This is a genomic window from Flavonifractor sp. AGMB03687 (genome assembly GCF_017811815.1).
In the GTDB taxonomy this organism is placed as follows: Bacteria; Bacillota; Clostridia; order Oscillospirales; family Oscillospiraceae; genus Flavonifractor.
Map to the genome: position 1 here is coordinate 334,743 of NZ_JADKZI010000001.1, position 17,056 is coordinate 351,798.

General features: G+C 55.7%; 18 protein-coding genes. 4 read left to right on the plus strand and 14 right to left on the minus strand.

The features are described 5' to 3' along the window. Nucleotides 1–306: 306 nt before the first annotated feature. The 12 genes from J9789_RS01610 to J9789_RS01665 form a co-directional block, all read right to left on the minus strand. Entirely contained in the window at nt 307–843 is a 537-nt protein-coding gene (locus J9789_RS01610) for a DUF3592 domain-containing protein (protein WP_209341590.1), read from the minus strand. Nucleotides 844–881: 38 nt separating this feature from the next. Then, nucleotides 882–1,076 (minus strand): hypothetical protein, encoded by a 195-nt coding sequence (locus J9789_RS01615; protein ID WP_209341592.1) that lies wholly within the window; start codon nt 1,074–1,076, stop codon nt 882–884. Nucleotides 1,077–1,090: 14 nt separating this feature from the next. Continuing rightward, on the minus strand, nt 1,091–1,948 hold the full coding sequence (locus J9789_RS01620; RefSeq protein ID WP_209341594.1) for a DUF3137 domain-containing protein: 858 nt from the start codon (nt 1,946–1,948) through the stop codon (nt 1,091–1,093). 31 nt (nt 1,949–1,979) lie between these two features. Beyond that, complete coding sequence (locus J9789_RS01625; protein WP_209341595.1) at nt 1,980–2,924, minus strand: hypothetical protein; 945 nt, start codon at nt 2,922–2,924, stop codon at nt 1,980–1,982. Between the two features lie 12 nt (nt 2,925–2,936). Then, the gene (locus J9789_RS01630; RefSeq protein ID WP_209341596.1) at nt 2,937–4,259 is read right to left on the minus strand and encodes a hypothetical protein; all 1,323 of its coding nucleotides are present in this window, start codon (nt 4,257–4,259) and stop codon (nt 2,937–2,939) included. An 18-nt stretch (nt 4,260–4,277) separates the two neighbouring features. Then, nucleotides 4,278–5,105: a hypothetical protein gene (locus J9789_RS01635; protein WP_209341598.1), complete on the minus strand. Its 828-nt coding sequence runs from the start codon at nt 5,103–5,105 to the stop codon at nt 4,278–4,280. Between the two features lie 13 nt (nt 5,106–5,118). Then, nucleotides 5,119–6,054, minus strand: a complete 936-nt coding sequence (locus tag J9789_RS01640; protein WP_209341599.1) for a hypothetical protein — start codon at nt 6,052–6,054, stop codon at nt 5,119–5,121. Nucleotides 6,055–6,082: 28 nt separating this feature from the next. Next, the gene (locus J9789_RS01645; protein WP_209341601.1) at nt 6,083–7,003 is read right to left on the minus strand and encodes a hypothetical protein; all 921 of its coding nucleotides are present in this window, start codon (nt 7,001–7,003) and stop codon (nt 6,083–6,085) included. Between the two features lie 20 nt (nt 7,004–7,023). Beyond that, nucleotides 7,024–7,842 (minus strand): hypothetical protein, encoded by an 819-nt coding sequence (locus J9789_RS01650; protein WP_209341603.1) that lies wholly within the window; start codon nt 7,840–7,842, stop codon nt 7,024–7,026. After that, nucleotides 7,808–8,047: a DUF2442 domain-containing protein gene (locus tag J9789_RS01655; RefSeq protein WP_209341605.1), complete on the minus strand. Its 240-nt coding sequence runs from the start codon at nt 8,045–8,047 to the stop codon at nt 7,808–7,810. The genes J9789_RS01650 and J9789_RS01655 overlap by 35 nt, the downstream gene beginning before the upstream one ends. 94 nt (nt 8,048–8,141) lie before the next feature. After that, the gene (locus tag J9789_RS01660) at nt 8,142–10,613 is read right to left on the minus strand and encodes a LuxR C-terminal-related transcriptional regulator (protein WP_209341607.1); all 2,472 of its coding nucleotides are present in this window, start codon (nt 10,611–10,613) and stop codon (nt 8,142–8,144) included. 139 nt (nt 10,614–10,752) lie between these two features. Continuing rightward, nucleotides 10,753–11,910 (minus strand): hypothetical protein, encoded by a 1,158-nt coding sequence (locus J9789_RS01665; protein ID WP_209341609.1) that lies wholly within the window; start codon nt 11,908–11,910, stop codon nt 10,753–10,755. 277 nt (nt 11,911–12,187) lie between these two features. On the opposite strand from J9789_RS01665, the gene J9789_RS01670 reads away from it, so the two are divergent. Next, on the plus strand, nt 12,188–12,508 hold the full coding sequence (locus tag J9789_RS01670; RefSeq protein ID WP_209341611.1) for a DUF6809 family protein: 321 nt from the start codon (nt 12,188–12,190) through the stop codon (nt 12,506–12,508). Beyond that, entirely contained in the window at nt 12,505–12,969 is a 465-nt protein-coding gene (locus J9789_RS01675; RefSeq protein WP_209341613.1) for a DUF6550 family protein, read from the plus strand. The genes J9789_RS01670 and J9789_RS01675 overlap by 4 nt, the downstream gene beginning before the upstream one ends. 44 nt (nt 12,970–13,013) lie before the next feature. On the opposite strand, the gene J9789_RS01680 is transcribed toward J9789_RS01675, so the two are convergent. Continuing rightward, nucleotides 13,014–13,973, minus strand: a complete 960-nt coding sequence (locus J9789_RS01680) for a sigma factor (RefSeq protein ID WP_209341616.1) — start codon at nt 13,971–13,973, stop codon at nt 13,014–13,016. Between the two features lie 17 nt (nt 13,974–13,990). Further along, on the minus strand, nt 13,991–15,106 hold the full coding sequence (locus J9789_RS01685; RefSeq protein ID WP_209341617.1) for a DUF6076 domain-containing protein: 1,116 nt from the start codon (nt 15,104–15,106) through the stop codon (nt 13,991–13,993). A gap of 194 nt (nt 15,107–15,300) precedes the next feature. On the opposite strand from J9789_RS01685, the gene J9789_RS01690 reads away from it, so the two are divergent. Both J9789_RS01690 and J9789_RS01695 read left to right on the plus strand, forming a co-directional pair. Continuing rightward, nucleotides 15,301–16,323 (plus strand): AAA family ATPase, encoded by a 1,023-nt coding sequence (locus tag J9789_RS01690; RefSeq protein ID WP_209341619.1) that lies wholly within the window; start codon nt 15,301–15,303, stop codon nt 16,321–16,323. Between the two features lie 424 nt (nt 16,324–16,747). After that, nucleotides 16,748–17,053: a MobC family plasmid mobilization relaxosome protein gene (locus J9789_RS01695; RefSeq protein ID WP_209341621.1), complete on the plus strand. Its 306-nt coding sequence runs from the start codon at nt 16,748–16,750 to the stop codon at nt 17,051–17,053. Nucleotides 17,054–17,056: the final 3 nt, after the last annotated feature.

The following is a 17,056-nucleotide window of genomic DNA, read 5'->3' on the forward strand; positions in this document are numbered from 1 at the left end:
AGTGGAGGTTAATATGTATATTGAATTAAAATGCCGTTCCTGCGGCAAGGCTTTCCACGTAGACTTTACCAGGAATGAGTAGGTCGTGCTTGTGAAACACACCCTTTGTCTATCTGCTTATAGTATAACCGTTCCGGTGATTTTTTACAGAACGAAAGGGCGGCGGGGAGCGACAGCCGCATGAATTTAAATAGAAAAGCTATAATTAAAATGCGCCTGACTGCAAAACGCAGTCAGGCGCAAAAACACAATGTAGGACCCCCCTGTATTCATTTACAGATCAAAGGGGATATTCCATGCTTGATATCAGGAAATGGTGACATTTCCAGTGAATGTCATGATCCCGAAAAACAGCAGGATTAGAGCTCCGAAGAAGAACAGAAATCCGCCCAGGACAGGTTTTCGGGGGCGGTTTTCCGTAATGTGGTCGGGCCGATCGGGATCGTAATAGCCAACCACCTGCCGCCCGAGATCCCGCTTGCTGGAAAGGGCCTGACGGCTTGCGTACTGATAGGTCCTGCCATTTACCGCGTACTCATAGGTTGGAAGATAAACCGTCTCCCGGCGCAGCCGATCACTGCCGTCCTTTTGGTGCGCCCACCGTTCATCGGCCGATTCCTCGATCCATACCACCTTCATCATCGTGGTGCCTGTGTACCGCCGCACGTCATCCTCGTATTCCTTCTGTGCGCTTTTTCGACGACGGACACCAAGCCATGCCATCAGCACGGCCGCGAGGAGAAAGCCAATGCCCGCTGTGATATACTGCATATATCCTGCGGGCCATGCCACAAGCGCTACTGCAAGAATGAAACCGATCACGATAACTTTGATACTCTTCATACGTCCTCCATCCCGCCGCCATGGGCGGAGATATCCTCTTATGATACCGGTGGTTGGTTCTGCACGGCATCTACAAACAAGATGGTCAGTCCGATATAAGCGGCGCAGGCTACTGCCAGCAGAACGCAGAGGACGACACAGACCGATTGAACCGGTTTCCGCAAGTAACGGCGGGAGAGAACTATCCCCAGCAGCGACAGCAACAGCAGCACCACAGCAAGCCAAAGAGGCATATTGCTCACCTCCCTCACACGCCGCGGAATGCGTCGATCATGTCCGTAAACCACTTCAGCTCGCGGGCAAAGCGCTCTCGTAGCTGCGCCGGGCTTTCATGGCCCTTGCCGATGTCGAAAAAGCCGCGTCCGCTGTGAACGGCGATATATACCCTGCCGTCGGGGTTGAGATTTACAGCAAATTTACCGATGGAGGAATCCGCCAGTGCCAGGATACGCTCCATGCGGCCAGGGGTCAGGATGCGAAGGGCTGCCGCTTCATCGTCGCTACTCAGATTGAAGCGTTTGTCGAAGACCTCGCTGCCTGTTTTGATGGTTTTGGCGCTGAACAGCTTATCCAGCCTTTCTCTCGGCCAGATGGTCAGCCATGTCGGAAATTCTTGTCCCAGCTCACACAGCATCCACTGACCGGTGTAGACAGGCTGCTCGTTCTTTTCCCACAGGCCTGTTTCCTCCCGCTGGACCTCGTTGACCTCCGTCAGCCTGACGGTACACAGCTCCGTAGTCAGGCCACGATATGTTCCCCGGACATACCCACTGCCGCTGCAATGGGTGTGTCTGGGCAGGGGTATGTTCGTGTCCTCTGCGTCCAGAAGATGCGGCGTGGGGCTCATCTGCACGTTTTCAAGGGCGGCGCTTACGATGTCCGGTGCGATGGCATCGAAGGTCTGCTGGCTTGCCTTGTCCTTGGACTTGCCCTGCACCATCTGCCCCAAGCCAAGGATCACGCCGCCGATGACGACCAGCACAATGTTGCCGCCCAGAATGATGCCTGCGATGGCGACCACACCGCCCACCAGCGAAAGGAGTTTTCCGCCCAATTTGCCGCCCTTGCTTTTGCGAAGCTGCTGCGACAGATGTTCATCCGTCATGTTCCTGCTTTTTTCTTCCATATTCTTCTCCTTATTCTGTCGTGCCGGTCAGCGCGGGGCTTTCCGTTATCATATCCAGCAGATTGCCCATACCAGCCAGCGAGGCGATGAACCACTTGCGGATGCCGTCAATGTCCCGCAGATCCAGCTCCTCCGGAACGCCCGCAAACACATACCGGGTGTTCAGAGCCAGCGTCAGCTCGCTGTCACGGAGGACAAGACCGCACAGCTTGGCACTGTTGGAAGATGTCTCCAGCTTCTGTACCAGGTCACGAAGCTGCGGTGTGACCTGATCGTCCGCCTCCCGGCCATCCGCCGTGTGAGCGGCAAAGTGCTTCCGGAAGGCAGCAGGGTCGGTGATGTCGTCCTTCTTCCGCTCCTGGAACGTATCATTCAGGGCGATGTCCAGCGTCGGGTCACAAATGTCCTTGCAGCGGACCACGATGCCGCGGAACAGCGTCTCGGTTCGGGTCATCCAGTTGTCGTTGTCAGGGCCGGATTTTTCCTCTACGGTGCGGCGCAGCTCCACGTTGGCCGCGGAGAACCGCAGCCCCTTGTGCTCACCCTCGTGAAAGTCTGTCACGGTACACTCCGTAAAGGAGACCGTCGACAGCTTTGCCGCCTTCAAGTACGCCCAGTCGATGGGCAGTGTGGCCGGCTCCGGCTCCGGGCCGAAGGCTTTTGTCAGCTCCGTGCGGAAGAAGCCGCCCAGCTGCTGCTGCATCAGGGCTTTTTTCTTCTTCTGGGCGGGGTGTGCCACCAACAGGAACAGTGCCACACCGGAAAAGACCAGAATGCAGATCACAATAATATTGCGATACACAAACATCATGATGCATCCGGTGATCACCAGAATAACGCCCAGCAGGATTCCGATGCTCTCCATTCTCTGATAGCTTCCCAGCTTTTTTGACAGCTCCGTGTCGGTCATGCGCTCGGCGCCCACAGCGTCAAAGTCATTGCGTTTCTTTCGCATAGCTATCCCTCCTCAGTAGCAAAGGCTGAAATACAGGCTGCGGTAGGGATCCACAGTGTCGATGTCCATGAGGGCAGCTTCGGGCGAAATGCTGTCCAACTGCATACGCTTGGCGCTGTCTTTGTAGCTCGACGGCTGTCCCTCGGCAGCAAATACGAGTCCGTCATAGTCCTCCGGGAGATAGACGGAGTAGCTCTTGGTCAGAACCTGTGCCCAGTCGCCGACATTGTACTGCCAGTCGGTCGAGTAGGCAAACTCGATTAGGTAGCTGTTCCCCTGCCAGCTGATGGTGTGGAGATAATAGTTGTCCCCGCGCTGGCTGTTGCCATAGGCCGTTGAGGTGGTGAGCCACATCCCAGTGTAGAAGTCATAGAGCTCACTGCTGGTGACAGTCGTATACTGCTGGTCAAAGTAGGGGATGGAGTCCTCCGGGATGTAGCAGACGGCGTCAAAGTGCAGCTCGCGGATGCCGTCGTGGGTGTAGTCGCCGGTCTTCGTGATCTCCCAATAGCAGTCGTCGGTATTGTAGCCGTCGCCGAGTCCTGAATAGCTGCAAACTCCGTCCTTCAGCAGGAAGGTCCCCCGCTCCACGGCGGCATTGATCTCAAGGCTGTTTCTTGTGAAGTACGGCTCCTGAGACTGGATGCCCTCCACAGGCAGGAGCGTACCGCCGTTCACGCTGTCAATGAGGTCGCCGCTGACGGTGCGGTCCAACTGCAAGGTATCGCCGCTGCCGTCGAAGTGGAGCGTGATGCCATATTCATCCACCCAAAGCGTACCGTATTCGATCACTTCATCCTGATCGTTTACAAATTCCCATGTGGCGTCATCGCAGATGCGTAGCCAGAGGTTCTTCCCTTGATACTCCCAAAGGCCCACATACTCACTGAGGTCACTGCCGCTGACGGTGACGGTGGAGAGGTCCTCCTGGAACACATAACGCTCCACGGGATCCCAGATCCAGATCAGCTCCGTCGCGTCGCCGTTTTCGTGGATGAAGCTGACCAGCACATCGCTTTCCCCATCGTCGTCCATATCCTCAAAGGAAATGGCGTTGAACGCCTGTTCCGCATCAGGGATGCTCATGGGAAAAGACACGCTGTCAAAGAGAATCTGCTCCGGTAGATCCCGGTAGAAGGCCGCGCTGCTCTCGCTCACCGTAACCAGCACGTCCACGCTCTCCCCGTCATGGGTGATGGTGCCGCTGCCGGCCACCACGCCGGTGGTGCGCCAGTCATCTCCCGCCACGTCATTCGTCCCGCCGCAGGCCGTAAGGCCCAGGCAGAGAATGACCGCCAGCAGGAGGGACAGACTTCTTTTCCGTCGATCCATCATTGTCATCCTCCCTTTCTGTCACTCCATCAGATAGTAGACGCCCTCGTCGCCCCAGACCAGAGAGTCCTCGTCAACCTCAAAGACCCGGTAAGAAACGCCGTCATACATGGTGGAGTCCGCATAATAGGTGCTTACCTCATCCATGGAGTAGGTGAAAACTCCGCAGTCCATTTCCGCAGGCTCAGCGCCGGGAGCGCGCTGGTAATAGCTCCAGTTTCCATTACCGTCGATGACGATATAGGTCTCAGCCGAGAGATCGCCGTCATAGTACCAAATGCCCTTGAATTCCGAGACATTCCGCTGGCAGAGGTCGGAATCCCAGCTCCAATAGGAGTCTGGGTCTCCGTCTAAACGGCCGTTCCAGTCGGGCACCTCGTCCTCCGAGGGATCGGGCTCGTCGTCCTCGGTGAGACGACCGCCGTCTTCATACCAAAGGTACTCCATCCCTTCGCCGGGGTTAAAGTAGCCGTAAGCGGCGCTGTAGAGCTGGCCGTCCTCCATGGCGATGCGGCTGCCGGAATCGTCTAAGTTGCTGTAGGCATAGATGGCCTCCCACTCCGGCTCATAGCGGAGGTAGCCGTCGTCTACCACATCACCAGTAAGATACAGCTGCCAGTTGCCGTCTGCGTCAAACTCGATGTAATCGTATTCGTTGTTCGCCTCGCCCAGCCAGATGCCCTCGAAGCTACTGAAATCGTTGACGGTATCTTCATTGAAGCCGCCTCCCAGCCCCTCATTGGGATCATCCTGCGGGGCGATTTGTCCCTCCGCATTGCCGCAGGCTGTACACAGCAGGAAAAGCAGCAATACCAGTCCCGCCAGAAGATATGGCTTTTTTCTCTTCATGTGATATTCCTCCTCATTCTTCATCGCTCAAATACAGCTGCGAAAAAATATTTTGATAGGTCTCATCCATATCCGCCGCAGCATCGGGGGGTACGCAGAAGCCGTAAAGATAGGTACAAATGTCGGTGTCCATGACAAATACGGTCCATTCCCGGGTATCTTCGTTCTCACCGGCGATATAGGTTACGATGTAAACCGGATAGCTTAAATTTCTGCTGTATTCCTCATTTTCTTCGGCGGACAACAGCTCATAGGTATCCGCATCACTTAAAGACAGAGCGCAGGCTGTCAGATAATCGTCCAGCTCCTGCACATCCGGAACAAAGCAGCTTTGCTCCGCCGCATTGACCACAAGGAGCTGCCCGTCCTCGGTGATATCCTCATAGCGGTAGGTGCCGTCGTCATGATTCTCAGAGAGCAGGTTCTGCATATTGGTAAAAGGCAGTGCACCACCCATCAAAACCGGGATGCTGTCCTGCGGAATTACATCGCCCCGGCCGTCGCCGTCCGCATCGTAGAGCTCCGCGATCTTCTGGTCATAGGTCTCCCGGTCGTAAGCGGTGTCCATGAAGATGGCAATGCTGAGATCCGGCGGCGAGAAAATGATGAAGTCGCCGTTTTCAAAAAAGGTAGGGGAACTGGGATCGTAGTCTGGGTTGACGGGCTGGCCGTCCTCCCCGTAGAACTGAAGGTGGAAGCCTGCGCTTAGCTGTTCTTCCGTGTACTCGCCCAGGCTAATACCAGCGCTTTCGCCTTCTTTCAGCGTGGCCTCCAGGCGGTTTTCGCCCCAGCCCTCTTCCGAGGTAAGGCTGATGCGGATATCCGCGATGGGGTAGGTGCTGCGGTTCACCACGGTGATCTGCATGGGATAGTGCTTTGCACCGCAGGCGGCAAGGCTCAGACAGAGCAGCACCAGGGTGAACATCAAAAGGGAGCTTTGTTGTCTCATTTCCTTTTCCTCCTTCTTCTGCGAGGCCTCAGATGTCCCAGTTGTCCATCCAGTTTGCACTCCAGTCAACAGCGGGATCATAGGGTTCTTCAGGGATCCAGCCTGCGGGATAGACGAGACCGTCTTCGTCGTGGTAGGCAAGGCCGTCGTCGCCGATGATGTAATCGTTGCCCAAAAGATAGCGGTTCACGCCATCGTAGTACCAGATGTAGAAGGCGGAGTATTCGTCTTCGTAGAACTCCGCATTTTCCATGTCGGTGTAGGCGTAGAAGTCGGCATTTCGGTAAAAGACACCGTCAAAATGCTGATCGTCCCCATAGCGCCCAAAGCGGGCAGCGGAGAGAGTGAAGCTGTTGCCGTCATCGCCGGGGCAGAGATAGGCGCGCGTCCCATTATCATAGAGGTAGAGGCCCATGCCCTCGCCTTCGTCGTTCATGGTGCCGCTCATGGAGTATTCCGGCGAGCAGGCGATGTACTGCATGAGAGACGAGTCGATGACGATGGTCTCGCCCAGCGCGTTCTGCCACATGCCGTCCCAGTTGCTTTTATCCCATTCGACGATCTCTGCCTCATCGTCCCGGAGGAAGGTGTGACGGTGGATGGCGAACCCGCTGCCCTCACCGTTCTGGTTCGGCAGCAGTGCGCCGTCATCGCGCAGGAGAAAATTGTAGAGAAAGCCGTTGAAGTAGATCATCGGTCGGCCGCTCGCTTCGGACAATTCGAATTCTCCGCGCCCGCCGAGTCTCCAGCCGGTGCGATAGGCGTAAAAGCCCTCCGTACTGTCAAAGTACAGCTTCGCAGTGCCGTCGATGCTCCACATCCCGTCGAGAAATTCCATGTCCGTGACGGTTTCATAGCCGCTTTGCGTATCGTCAGATTCGGTGTCGCCGCAGGCGGCAAGACTCAGACACAGCGCCAGCGCCGTCAGGAGCGAAAAAAGCTTTTTCATGCGTTCCTCTTTCCGCGGCATTACGCCATCTTCTGATAGTAGTCGTATTCGCCGCCCCAGTAGATCACATCGTCGCCGACGAGGGTGAAGTCGTAGACAACATCTTCATACACGGCGGAAGCGGCAAAATACTGTCCGGCACCGTCCTGATTTACCTCAATGGTACCGCAGTCCACCACAGTGGGGTCACCGTCGCCGCCGGGCCGCTCCAGCAGCTCCCAGCTGCCGGAGGCGTCGAACGTAAGGATGCTGGCGGCACCGGGCTCGGCATCCTGATACCATGTACCGGCAAGGTATCCGTAATCGCCGTCGCCGATGTTCTCGCCCGGCGCATCGCCGGTCACCTTCGTAAATGTGCCAAGCTCGGCCACGTACAGTGCGCCGACCTCATCGAACCAACTGCGGTAGGCCACACCATCGTGCTCGTTGTAGAAATAATCACAGTCATGCTCCGGCACGAACTGAATAAAGCCGCTGGCGGTCAGCTCTTCGCCGACATCATACAGCGCAAAGCGCACCTCGTCACCCTCATCATTGTTGGCGATGATCAGCCTGCCACCGTCCTCGCCCGTCCATGCGCCGCCGAAGATATACAGGTTCGCCATCTGTTCGCTGTCCTTGACCAGTCCCTCAAAGGAATCTGGAGCATCGTAAAAATTGCCGTCGCTGCCGTCGTTGTCATCATAGTCGCCGCCGCTGCTGCCGCAGGCGGCAAGACTCGTACATAGCAGCAGCGCCAGTGCAAGCGCCAGATATTTTTTTAAGTGTTTCATCGCATTCTTCTCCTTTTTCAGATAAACAGTGTCAATGCTCCTGCTCCGCCATGGACAATATCTCATCGTGGCTCAACTCCACATCGCCGAAGCGGACAAAGATGCCGTTGGTCACAGCGCTGTTCCAGACCCGTGCATCGGCAAGCGGGCGAAACCGGATCTTATCAAGATACGGCTTCATGTCCAGCAAAAGTCGGCTGCCGGATACAAAATCCACCTGCAAAACATGGTCGGGCAGCGGTGTGACGGCTGTGAGATACCTTCGGTTCAAGTGTGCGTCCTCCTTTCTGCAAAAATAAAAATCCACCGTACAAACATTGTACGGTGGATCCTATGGGATAACCATTAACCAAAGGTTAGGCCTTTTATCTGAGCAGCTCGGCAAGCTGCTTTCGTTTGGTTCGGGTGTCGCCCTCGATATGGAGCTTGGAATAAATCTGATTGACATACTGCTTGACGCTCCCCTCGGAGAGATAGAGCTTTTCCGCAATCTCGCGGTTGCTGAGGCGCTGCGCCATCAGCTCCACGATCTCAAATTCCCGCGGTGTCAGCACGTCGAAGGCTGCCGGGCGAGTGCCGGCTGCGTTTCGCGCTGTTGCCGCTTCGCCAAGCTCAATGATTTTTGAGATCAGGTCATTTTTTATCTCCCGTGCCAACAGAGGCTTCAGGATATCATAGTTTTCTACAAACGGCATCACAAGACCGTCCGGAGCAGCGTCGGAAAGTGCTTTTTTCAGCCATGCGTGGGCTTCCTCACTCTTGCCCAACCGCTCATAGGCTGCCGCTGTCTGGATGCGTAGGTGCAGCGCCACCAGCGCATAGTGCATGGATTCGCAGACCGGCAGCAGTTCTGCGCTATACCCCACCACCCGGGCATAAGCGCCTTGGGCAAGATACACCTGATTTTCGATCATTTCCATCATAGGCTTACCCGGCGCAAGCATATTGATATCAGAGAGCCGGTGCTGCGAAAAGATTTCAGGGATACTGTCCGTTTCACCCCGCAGCGCATGGTAATAGGCACTGGTGGCGTTCCAAAGGTTGATCCATGAGGCGTCGTGATAGCGCAGCAGCGCCGCGTATCGCTCCTCAAAGGTATAGCGCTGCTCCACATCGGTATAGCGCGAGAGCCGCCATGACAGAAAGTCGCAGCAGAGCGCCATGTTGATTTGCCCGTTATTCTTCGCCTGCGCATAGGCGCGCTCCAGTTCGATGTGCGCATCGGTGAAACGTCCTTGACAGAGCAGGGCCTCCGCGCGCATGATGGTCTCCGCACCCTGCCCGTGGTGGTTGGTGACCTTATAGTAATGGGGCATACACTCGTCCATCTCGGCAAGCTCGCTTTCGAGTTCTCCCGGTGCGCGGTAGAACATCATCAGAACGGACGGCGAGCCAAAGGTCCAGCCGCCGCTATTCTGGATGCTGATGGCGGGGCGGGACATCTGCTTGCTGGCGCTGCGGTGCAGGCGGCTCATGGCGCTGATGTCGTTGTAGCAGAGAAAACTCAGAATGAGGTCGCACTCGCCCAGCAGGTTGCCGCGCTCTTCTTCGGAAAGCTCCGGGTGCTCCTCAATAGCTGACAGTAGCCGTGCCTTCAGCTCCAGCATTTTCGGAATCTGCCGCCATGTGAACATCCGGCGCATCAGCACCAGAATGGCGAAGGGATAGGCCTTGAGCGTTTCGGCGGGGCACTTATCCAGCGCCTCCAGAACGTCCTCAGGCTTTAGCGACGCCAGCAGGATGCCCGCATCACTGCGGATGACCCGCAGCAGCGCATCGTAATTCTCGCTCTTCCTGTAGGCGGCGATGGCATGGAGATACTGCCGATGCTCTTCATACCACAGGCCGAAGCGCTCCCAATAGAGCCGCTGTGTTTCAGCTTTCATTGCCAAGAAGCAGCGCTCGGCGCACTCCTTCATCATGTGGTGGAAGCGATAGGTCGCGCCATCCGGCAGTCGCGTGACAAAGGCATTCTGCTCGGTCAGCAGGGAGAGAATTTGCCCCGCATCCGCATCGCCTGTGATATACTGCGCCATTTCGACGGTAAATTCGTCGGCAAGCCCCATGACCGCCAGAAACTCCCGCTGCTGTTCCGGCAGCGGATCGATCATGGCGGCGGTAAAGGTGGCGTAGATGTCAGAATCGCGGCTGGGCAGCACGCCGCGCTCGGAGAGCGTCCGCAGATTCAGATATACGGCGGAGAACCAGCCCTCGCTGGAATAGAGAAGGCTTTCGATCTGTGCATCGGAAAGTTCTGTGCCGCAGCGATGGGCATAGACGGCAAGCTCCGTGTGGTTCAGGCGCAGCTGCTCCGTGCCGATCTGATAGACCTTTGCTCCCAGCCGCACCGTCTGTGCAGCAGGCAGGAAACGATCCCGGCTGGCGATGATCAAATGCACATTGATGGGCAGACGGTTTGCGAGCATACAAAGAAACAGCGAGGCGCGCTTGTCCGTCAGCAGATGAAAATCGTCAACAAAGATATAGCAGGGGGCTTTGCCTGCCAGCGCATGGCAGAGATCGTCCACCAGCAGCCCACCGCCCGCGGCGTCCGTAGGGCAGGGATACTCCCGCAGGAAGGGGAACCCTGCGCGGGCAAACGCCTCCTGTACGCTTTTCCAAAAAATCGCAAGGTTGTTTGAATATACACTGATGCGGATGATGTGCAGTGTCTCTGCTTTGGCGCGCTCACCCAAATACCAGTTCACCGCCGTGGTCTTTCCGTAGCCCATGGGCGCGACCACGGTCGTCATGGCGCAGCGGGAGACGGGCCGCAAGCTCTCTTGCAGCCGCTCAGATATGTAAACGGTGTTCAGGTTCCGTTTCGGTTTTGGCATGGTCAACACCTCCGCACGAGTAACAATCTGTGCAAATATTATAGCCGCATATGCAACCATAGTTCCCAAAATACATCATGGAAATATTATGCATACCATCAAAAGTGTGGCAATTATTCTTTTTCCGTTTTTTCTCCTTCTATCCAGCAATCTGCTGAACATAGACATTATCCCTGTCGAACAGGTATGCCGCAGGCTTGTTGTAGAGATCGTTAACCGCCCGGATATTTTCAACAAACGGAAGTGTCACGCCCATGCGTGTCTGCGCAAGTCCTTCCAATGCTACAGTAGCGCGTTTCTCCCCGTGACGACCCAGTCTGCCGCCTGCCTCGATCAAGTTCTCATCCAACTGGGATTTGCTGATAACCGGCACTTTGGCAATGGTTTCACCCATGAACTTGCTTGCCACAGCTAAACCGCTTAACATCCCGGACTGGATAGAGGACTTAGAGTAATCTTCCATCAGGGAGTAGCACTCAGTATATATGGATCGGTACTGGAAGGAATACTCCGAGATACGCTGCTCGACACTGTCCAGGTAGCCTTCGCTGAAGTTCCCCAAGAGCATTACTTCCAGGAAAGTGGAATAGGAGTACAGATATAGCGCCAACTGATAGTCTTTGAACTGCGCCTGAAGCTTCTTCAAGGTTCCCTTGACCTCCTGATCACTGTGGATCAAGGAGCGCTTTTTCAACTTTTTGGCAATCTGATCACGGTACAGAATAATACTTGCCTCGGCTTCTTTCTTAATTTGCTGAACGAGGATGTGTTTATTCGTCTTGTATGTATCGTTATTCCAGTTGTACTTAAAATTGCTCATAACATCGCCCAGAACATTGAGGTTTCCCTGCAGAACCGCACGCTCTTTTTCCTCCAAGAACTCCAGAATCTCCTCCTGAGTTTCCTGAATGGCATCAAGCTTCTTCTCAATATTCATCAGCGCAGCGGCCATGAACAGCATTGTAGGATCGCAGGCAAGTGCAGTCATTCGCGCCTGACCGCCGCCGACTGTTCCGGATGCAGTCTTCAGGGAGCCGATAAATCCCTCGCTGGTTGAAAACATCTGCATGCCTTTGGTGTTGACATAGTAAAGGCCAGATCCACCGCCGCCAGTGACTGCTGTCTGAATCGCTGTAGTAAGCGGCTGGAAGGCAACTCCGAGTGCGGACAGATTTGCCAATGGGATCTTTGTGGCATTATTCATAGCAAGGTCGAGATCCGGCATAGCCGGAAGACATTCGACATCCATCATGGACTGCAATGTTGTGTCACGTTTTTTATCAAGTTCGTTACTCATAATGGTTAGTCTCCTCATTTGTTAATTAGATATTTCCATAAGAGGATTTGTAAAAATCGCGAAAAGCAATCCGCTGCAACGTTTATGCCTTTGGCAGGCATTGTTGCAGGACACTGCTACCTGGATACAATTTTCTATGTTAAATAATAACATATTCTGCCGAAAAAGTATAGTTTTGCTGTAACCATATCAGAACATTTGCGGAAAAGAGAAAAAGTTTCAGTAGCTTTCCAAGCGGTTGTGTGGTAATGTGTGTTGCTACCAGGAGGTGCAATACATGAACAAACTACTCAAAGACCTGTACGATTGCTTCTATACTCCGCCAGAGCTCCTGGCACAGAAGAAGGAAATCGAGGAATGCCACCAAGCCCTCATCGAGGTTCTGGAAAAACCGGAACGGCGGCTGGTGCTACAAATCATCGACGCCAAAGACCGCATTGTGGAGGACACATCCATCGACAGCTTTATCTCTGGATTTGAGCTGGCGTGGCGGCTCTCTATGGAACTGAATCAACATGAAAAAGAGCGCTCAGTCTCTCGCTGTACGGCGAAAAGATTGGGCGCTCTTTCCATGTCCAGAAAGGAAGAAGCAAAATGAAGAAGCTAATCATTACTGTAGCCGCATCCGCCGCCTGTCTGGCCCTGTGTGCCGCTATGTGGCCGCAGAACGAGCCAGCCGTGGAAACATCCGCGCCGCCCACGCCGCCCGCCGTAATCGCCGCTCAGCCCGAAGTTCCGGAGATGCCAGAAATTGAAGAAATCATAATGCCAGAGGAAGAAAAGTCGGATGTAACGCAACCGGAGCCAGTCAAAGAAGCTGCCACTGCACTGGGGTCATCGCCTATTCAAGCGCCTCCGTCGGGTGAAGTACAGGCTTCCCCTGAACAGAATGCCACACCACCGCAAGAAACGGAGCCTGCCCCGGCATCACCTGACAGCGCTCCGGACAACATGGTCTATGTGCCGGGCTTCGGCTGGATAGAAAGTCAAGGCCCCAACCATGTTGAATACGCCGAGGACATGTACGAGAACGGCAATAAAATCGGCATCATGGGATAAACGAAAAGCAGTACGGTATCAGACCAAGCCTGGTGCCGTACCGCTCATTCTGTTTCCTTCTCCAATGTGTCACTGAAAATCTCATGGACACGGATCAACGCAGCGACCTCGCAGATAAACCGCACCACTAACTCCTTTTCATCCAGCCAAGTCCTCTGCGGCATTGTGTATTGCCCCGCGTCCTGCTCTGCTTCCACTTTGGCGGCGCGGATGGCCTTCTGCGCAGAGAGCCACCGACCGTAGGCCCCGCCATACAAGTCCTTCTTCAGTTTCCGCAGCGCGGACTTGTACGCCTTCTCCGCTCCGCTGGGGCCGTTGTAGTTGAGATAGATCGCCAGCTCCTGAAAGGTCATGCCGACCTTGTCCGGCTGACCGATGCCGAGGTAGCTTCGCACCAGATTCAGCTCTCTGGGCGTCAGCACCTCCTCCATCCGCTGCATCAGCAGCGTCCGGCGCATGAGACGGTCATAGGCAACAGCAGGATTGCCGCCGCAGCTGACGGAGAACATATCGTCACCTAACTGCCGGACGCAAAACAGCGTCCGGTATTCTTTTATCAACGCCCCAGCTACCTTGGCAGATACATTCAGTTCTCCGCACACCACCTTGACCAACTCAGCATCAGATGAGTCCCATCCCTCGGCACAGAGGTATGCCACCCTGCGCAGCTGATTGTACCGGCTGACGGGAATGGACAGAGAGGAAGAATACCGTGCGGCGTAGTCGGACAGTGTTGCTTCTATCGCTGGCGTCGCATAGGTTAGCAGCTTCGTTCCGTAGGCGGGGTCAAAGCGCCCAGCCGCGTCCAGCAGCGCCAGCGCCGCCTCCTGCTTCAAGTCCTCCAACTCACACCATGGTGTGTACGCCCGCGCCAGTTCGGTGAGGTAGCCCTCGTTCTGTGCGATGAGCCGCTCCGCGGCGTTTTTGTCTCCGGCTTGCATCCGCAAAGCCAGTTCTTCGTTGCAGGGGCCGTCCCCGGCAACGGTGTACATATTTTTCGGCACAGGAACGCCCCCCTTCCTCATTTCAGCCGCTTTTCCGCCTCCGCGTAAATGTGTTCCAATTCCATATCTCGCGCATATCCGTCAGCGGCATAGCCGTTGTCCATCAGCGCCTTGTCCCGATAGCTCTCCGCAAGATAAAGAGCCTCCCGCCGCAGGTCATCGGAGATTTTTCTTCTCTGGTGATGCTTGCGGATCGTCCCGGTTCGGGTATTGAACAGGCGGTAGACCGGGTGCTGTTTGTTCTGCTCCTTCTGGTGCATCATCGCGCCGTACTGCCGGCAGGTATAGCGGCTGTCCTGCGGGGCAACGCCGTCGCAGTATTTTGGAATGTGACCGTTGGTGGTCAGAAAATATTTCCCGCAGCCTTGGCACTGGCTGGGTGCGTGGCCGTGGTGCAATCCGTTCATCAGGTCGAATACATAAAAGTCAATGGCACGCTTGCAAATCACGCGCTGCGCCGTTTTCCATTTTTCCTCATTGTTCTCATCCTGAAAATATTTGAATCCTGTGATAACTCTTGGATAAGAGAAAAATTCCTCCACTCCGCCAAACGGCATTTGCTCCAGCAGGATCAGAAAGCTGTCATCCTCATCAAAGCACTCATGCGCCGCCTTTGCGAAGGCGTCTGCATTACGCCGCTTCAATCTGCGCAGATATTTCTTCTCGAATGCGCGGATGAGCAGGCAAAAATTATAGATCGCCACCAAGATTCTCAGGATCGGCTCGCAAAAGGAAAGCGCCAAGTACGGAAGATGCGCCTCCTCTTCCTCATAGTCCCGATCGAGCCGCTCCTCGCTCAAAGCATGTTCAAGAGCCTCATACGCGCGTTGCTCTTCGCAATAGCAAAACGGAGGGCAAGTATACAGCCAGGAAACCGTGTCATGCAGCAGCGGTTTCAATTGTGCCGCAATATCATGGCGCTTGCTCTTTTCGGCTGTGCTCAAATCGTCCACAAGCGCCGTCAGCACAGTGATACGCTCCAGAAGAGAATCGTGGATCTCTCCGGCAAAGTTCAAAATCTCCGCCGCAAAATATCCTGCCGGAAACTCCTTTCCCTCGTAGTACAAACGGTCATTCCAGCAGTCCATGGTCATGGTGTCAAACGTGTTATACTGATCCGTTCCGATCTTCAAAAGCCCGCCCCCCCTGTCCCATATCTGTTTTATGGCTGTCCGGTGATATTCTCATTCTATCAAAAAATACAGAATAATCAAGTGAAAGGGTTAGAACCTCGACTGCAGCGAGGTCTCTGCCCTTATCTTTTTATCCGGAGGAACAAAAATTGAAAAATGAAAACCGATTGCTGACCATCGACGGAGAAACGCTGATGAGTCAGCCGCTCACGCCGCTGAACTTCGTGGTAGATACGCTAATCTCTCAAGGTCTGCACATCCTCGCGGGCTCTCCCAAGGTGGGAAAGTCCTGGCTGGCGCTGTGGCTGGCCGTCACGGTGGCAAAGGGCGATCCCGTCTGGGGTATGGGCGTGAAGCAGGGCACCACGCTCTACCTCTGCCTGGAGGATTCCACCCTCCGCATCCAGAACCGCCTGTTCGAGATCACGGAGGACGCCCCCGCCAACGTCCACTTCTCCACCAACAGCGACATCCTTGGCAAGGGCTTGGAGGAGCAGCTCCGCGCGTTCCTCTCAGAGCACCCCGACACGGTACTGGTTATCATCGACACGCTGCAAATGATCCGCGGAGCCGGTTATGACAACACCTACGCAAATGACTACCGTGACCTCTCTGTGCTGAAGCACATCGCGGACACCCACGGCATTGCCATTCTGCTGATCCACCATCTGCGGAAGGAGCTTGCCGACGATGTGTTCAGCCGCATCTCCGGCACGACGGCTATCAGCGGCGCGGTGGATTCCAGCTTCACGCTGGTGGAGGACAAGCGCGGCAGCGGCAAGGCGACACTCTCCTGCATCGGGCGCGACATCGAGTACCGGGAACTGACGCTGGAGCGCAACGGTGAAAATGTGTGGGCGCTGGTGTCGGACAGCCGGACGCAGCCGGAGCTGCTGGGCAGCCGGATCGTCATTCTTCTCTCTGAGCTGATGCGTGACCGCGCGGAATTTGTCGGCACTCCCACGGAGCTGTCCGCGCAGATCGACCCTGCGGGCAGCGAGGGCATCACGCCGAAAAAGGTATCCCGCCTGATCCTGCAAAGCGTTGATACTCTAAGGGAAATCGGCATTTCCGCCGTGGTGCGCCGCAGCAACGGCAAGCGGCTCATTGAGCTGCGCCGTGCCGAAAGTGACGATGCGCAGGATACCCAAGCTGTTGACCCTATCGACCCTGCCGATGTCTCAGGCGGTGAAAACGCCCCGTGTTTCGCCCTGTGAGCCGCTGTGTGCGCGGTTAGGGGAACGGGTGGCGTGTGTACCCGCTGAGGGGATATTTTACCCACACGGGGCGAGCACCGCAGTGGCGCGACACAGAGAGCGAGTCCTGCCGCTTGCGGCGGGACGAGGGATTCGCCGTCCGCTCGGACGACGGCGAGGGATTCGCCGTCCGCTCGGACGACGGCCAGCATCGCATTTGTCTGGTCTGCGGCGAAGCCGCTGCCCTGCCAAACGCACTGGGCGGGGCATGGCCCCACACCCCATTTTCGGGCAGAAGCCCACACCCACCAAGCTGCGAGCGTTTCTGCGGAAACGCTTTTACCCGCCTCCGGCGGCGCAGCTTCAAAGGGGGACCAGTCCCCCTTTGAGGAACCCCCAGCTCTCCGAGGGGACGAGAGAAATCATTTCAGAAAGGTCATTGATTATGAAAAAAGATATCAAATTCAGCACGCGCATGGCGTCCACTGACCGCGAGAAGATCAGGGCGCTGGCGGCGAAGGCCCACATGTCCATGAGCGACTACGTCACCGCCTGCTGTCTCGGCAAGCGGATCGTCGTCATCGACGAACAGAAAGAACTGCTCCGCCAGCTCAAGGGCATCGGCAGCAACATCAACCGCCTCACCGTCCTCGCCAACATGGGCAAGGTGCAGGTTATCGGTCTCGACAAGGCTGCGCAGGAGCTGTCCGAAGTCAGCGCCGCCCTGCGGTCAGTCATGGAAGGTCGGTGAGCC

Excerpts from the sequence above, each read along its gene's own strand:
- J9789_RS01610 (WP_209341590.1), bottom strand. The coding sequence starts at position 843 with ATGAAGAGTATCAAAGTTATCGTGATCGGTTTCATTCTTGCAGTAGCG.
- J9789_RS01615 (WP_209341592.1), bottom strand. The coding sequence starts at position 1,076 with ATGCCTCTTTGGCTTGCTGTGGTGCTGCTGTTGCTGTCGCTGCTGGGG.
- J9789_RS01620 (WP_209341594.1), bottom strand. The coding sequence starts at position 1,948 with ATGACGGATGAACATCTGTCGCAGCAGCTTCGCAAAAGCAAGGGCGGC.
- J9789_RS01625 (WP_209341595.1), bottom strand. The coding sequence starts at position 2,924 with ATGCGAAAGAAACGCAATGACTTTGACGCTGTGGGCGCCGAGCGCATG.
- J9789_RS01630 (WP_209341596.1), bottom strand. The coding sequence starts at position 4,259 with ATGATGGATCGACGGAAAAGAAGTCTGTCCCTCCTGCTGGCGGTCATT.
- J9789_RS01635 (WP_209341598.1), bottom strand. The coding sequence starts at position 5,105 with ATGAAGAGAAAAAAGCCATATCTTCTGGCGGGACTGGTATTGCTGCTT.
- J9789_RS01640 (WP_209341599.1), bottom strand. The coding sequence starts at position 6,054 with ATGAGACAACAAAGCTCCCTTTTGATGTTCACCCTGGTGCTGCTCTGT.
- J9789_RS01645 (WP_209341601.1), bottom strand. The coding sequence starts at position 7,003 with ATGAAAAAGCTTTTTTCGCTCCTGACGGCGCTGGCGCTGTGTCTGAGT.
- J9789_RS01650 (WP_209341603.1), bottom strand. The coding sequence starts at position 7,842 with ATGAGATATTGTCCATGGCGGAGCAGGAGCATTGACACTGTTTATCTG.
- J9789_RS01660 (WP_209341607.1), bottom strand. The coding sequence starts at position 10,613 with ATGCCAAAACCGAAACGGAACCTGAACACCGTTTACATATCTGAGCGG.
- J9789_RS01665 (WP_209341609.1), bottom strand. The coding sequence starts at position 11,910 with ATGAGTAACGAACTTGATAAAAAACGTGACACAACATTGCAGTCCATG.
- J9789_RS01670 (WP_209341611.1), top strand. The coding sequence starts at position 12,188 with ATGAACAAACTACTCAAAGACCTGTACGATTGCTTCTATACTCCGCCA.
- J9789_RS01675 (WP_209341613.1), top strand. The coding sequence starts at position 12,505 with ATGAAGAAGCTAATCATTACTGTAGCCGCATCCGCCGCCTGTCTGGCC.
- J9789_RS01690 (WP_209341619.1), top strand. The coding sequence starts at position 15,301 with ATGAGTCAGCCGCTCACGCCGCTGAACTTCGTGGTAGATACGCTAATC.
- J9789_RS01695 (WP_209341621.1), top strand. The coding sequence starts at position 16,748 with ATGAAAAAAGATATCAAATTCAGCACGCGCATGGCGTCCACTGACCGC.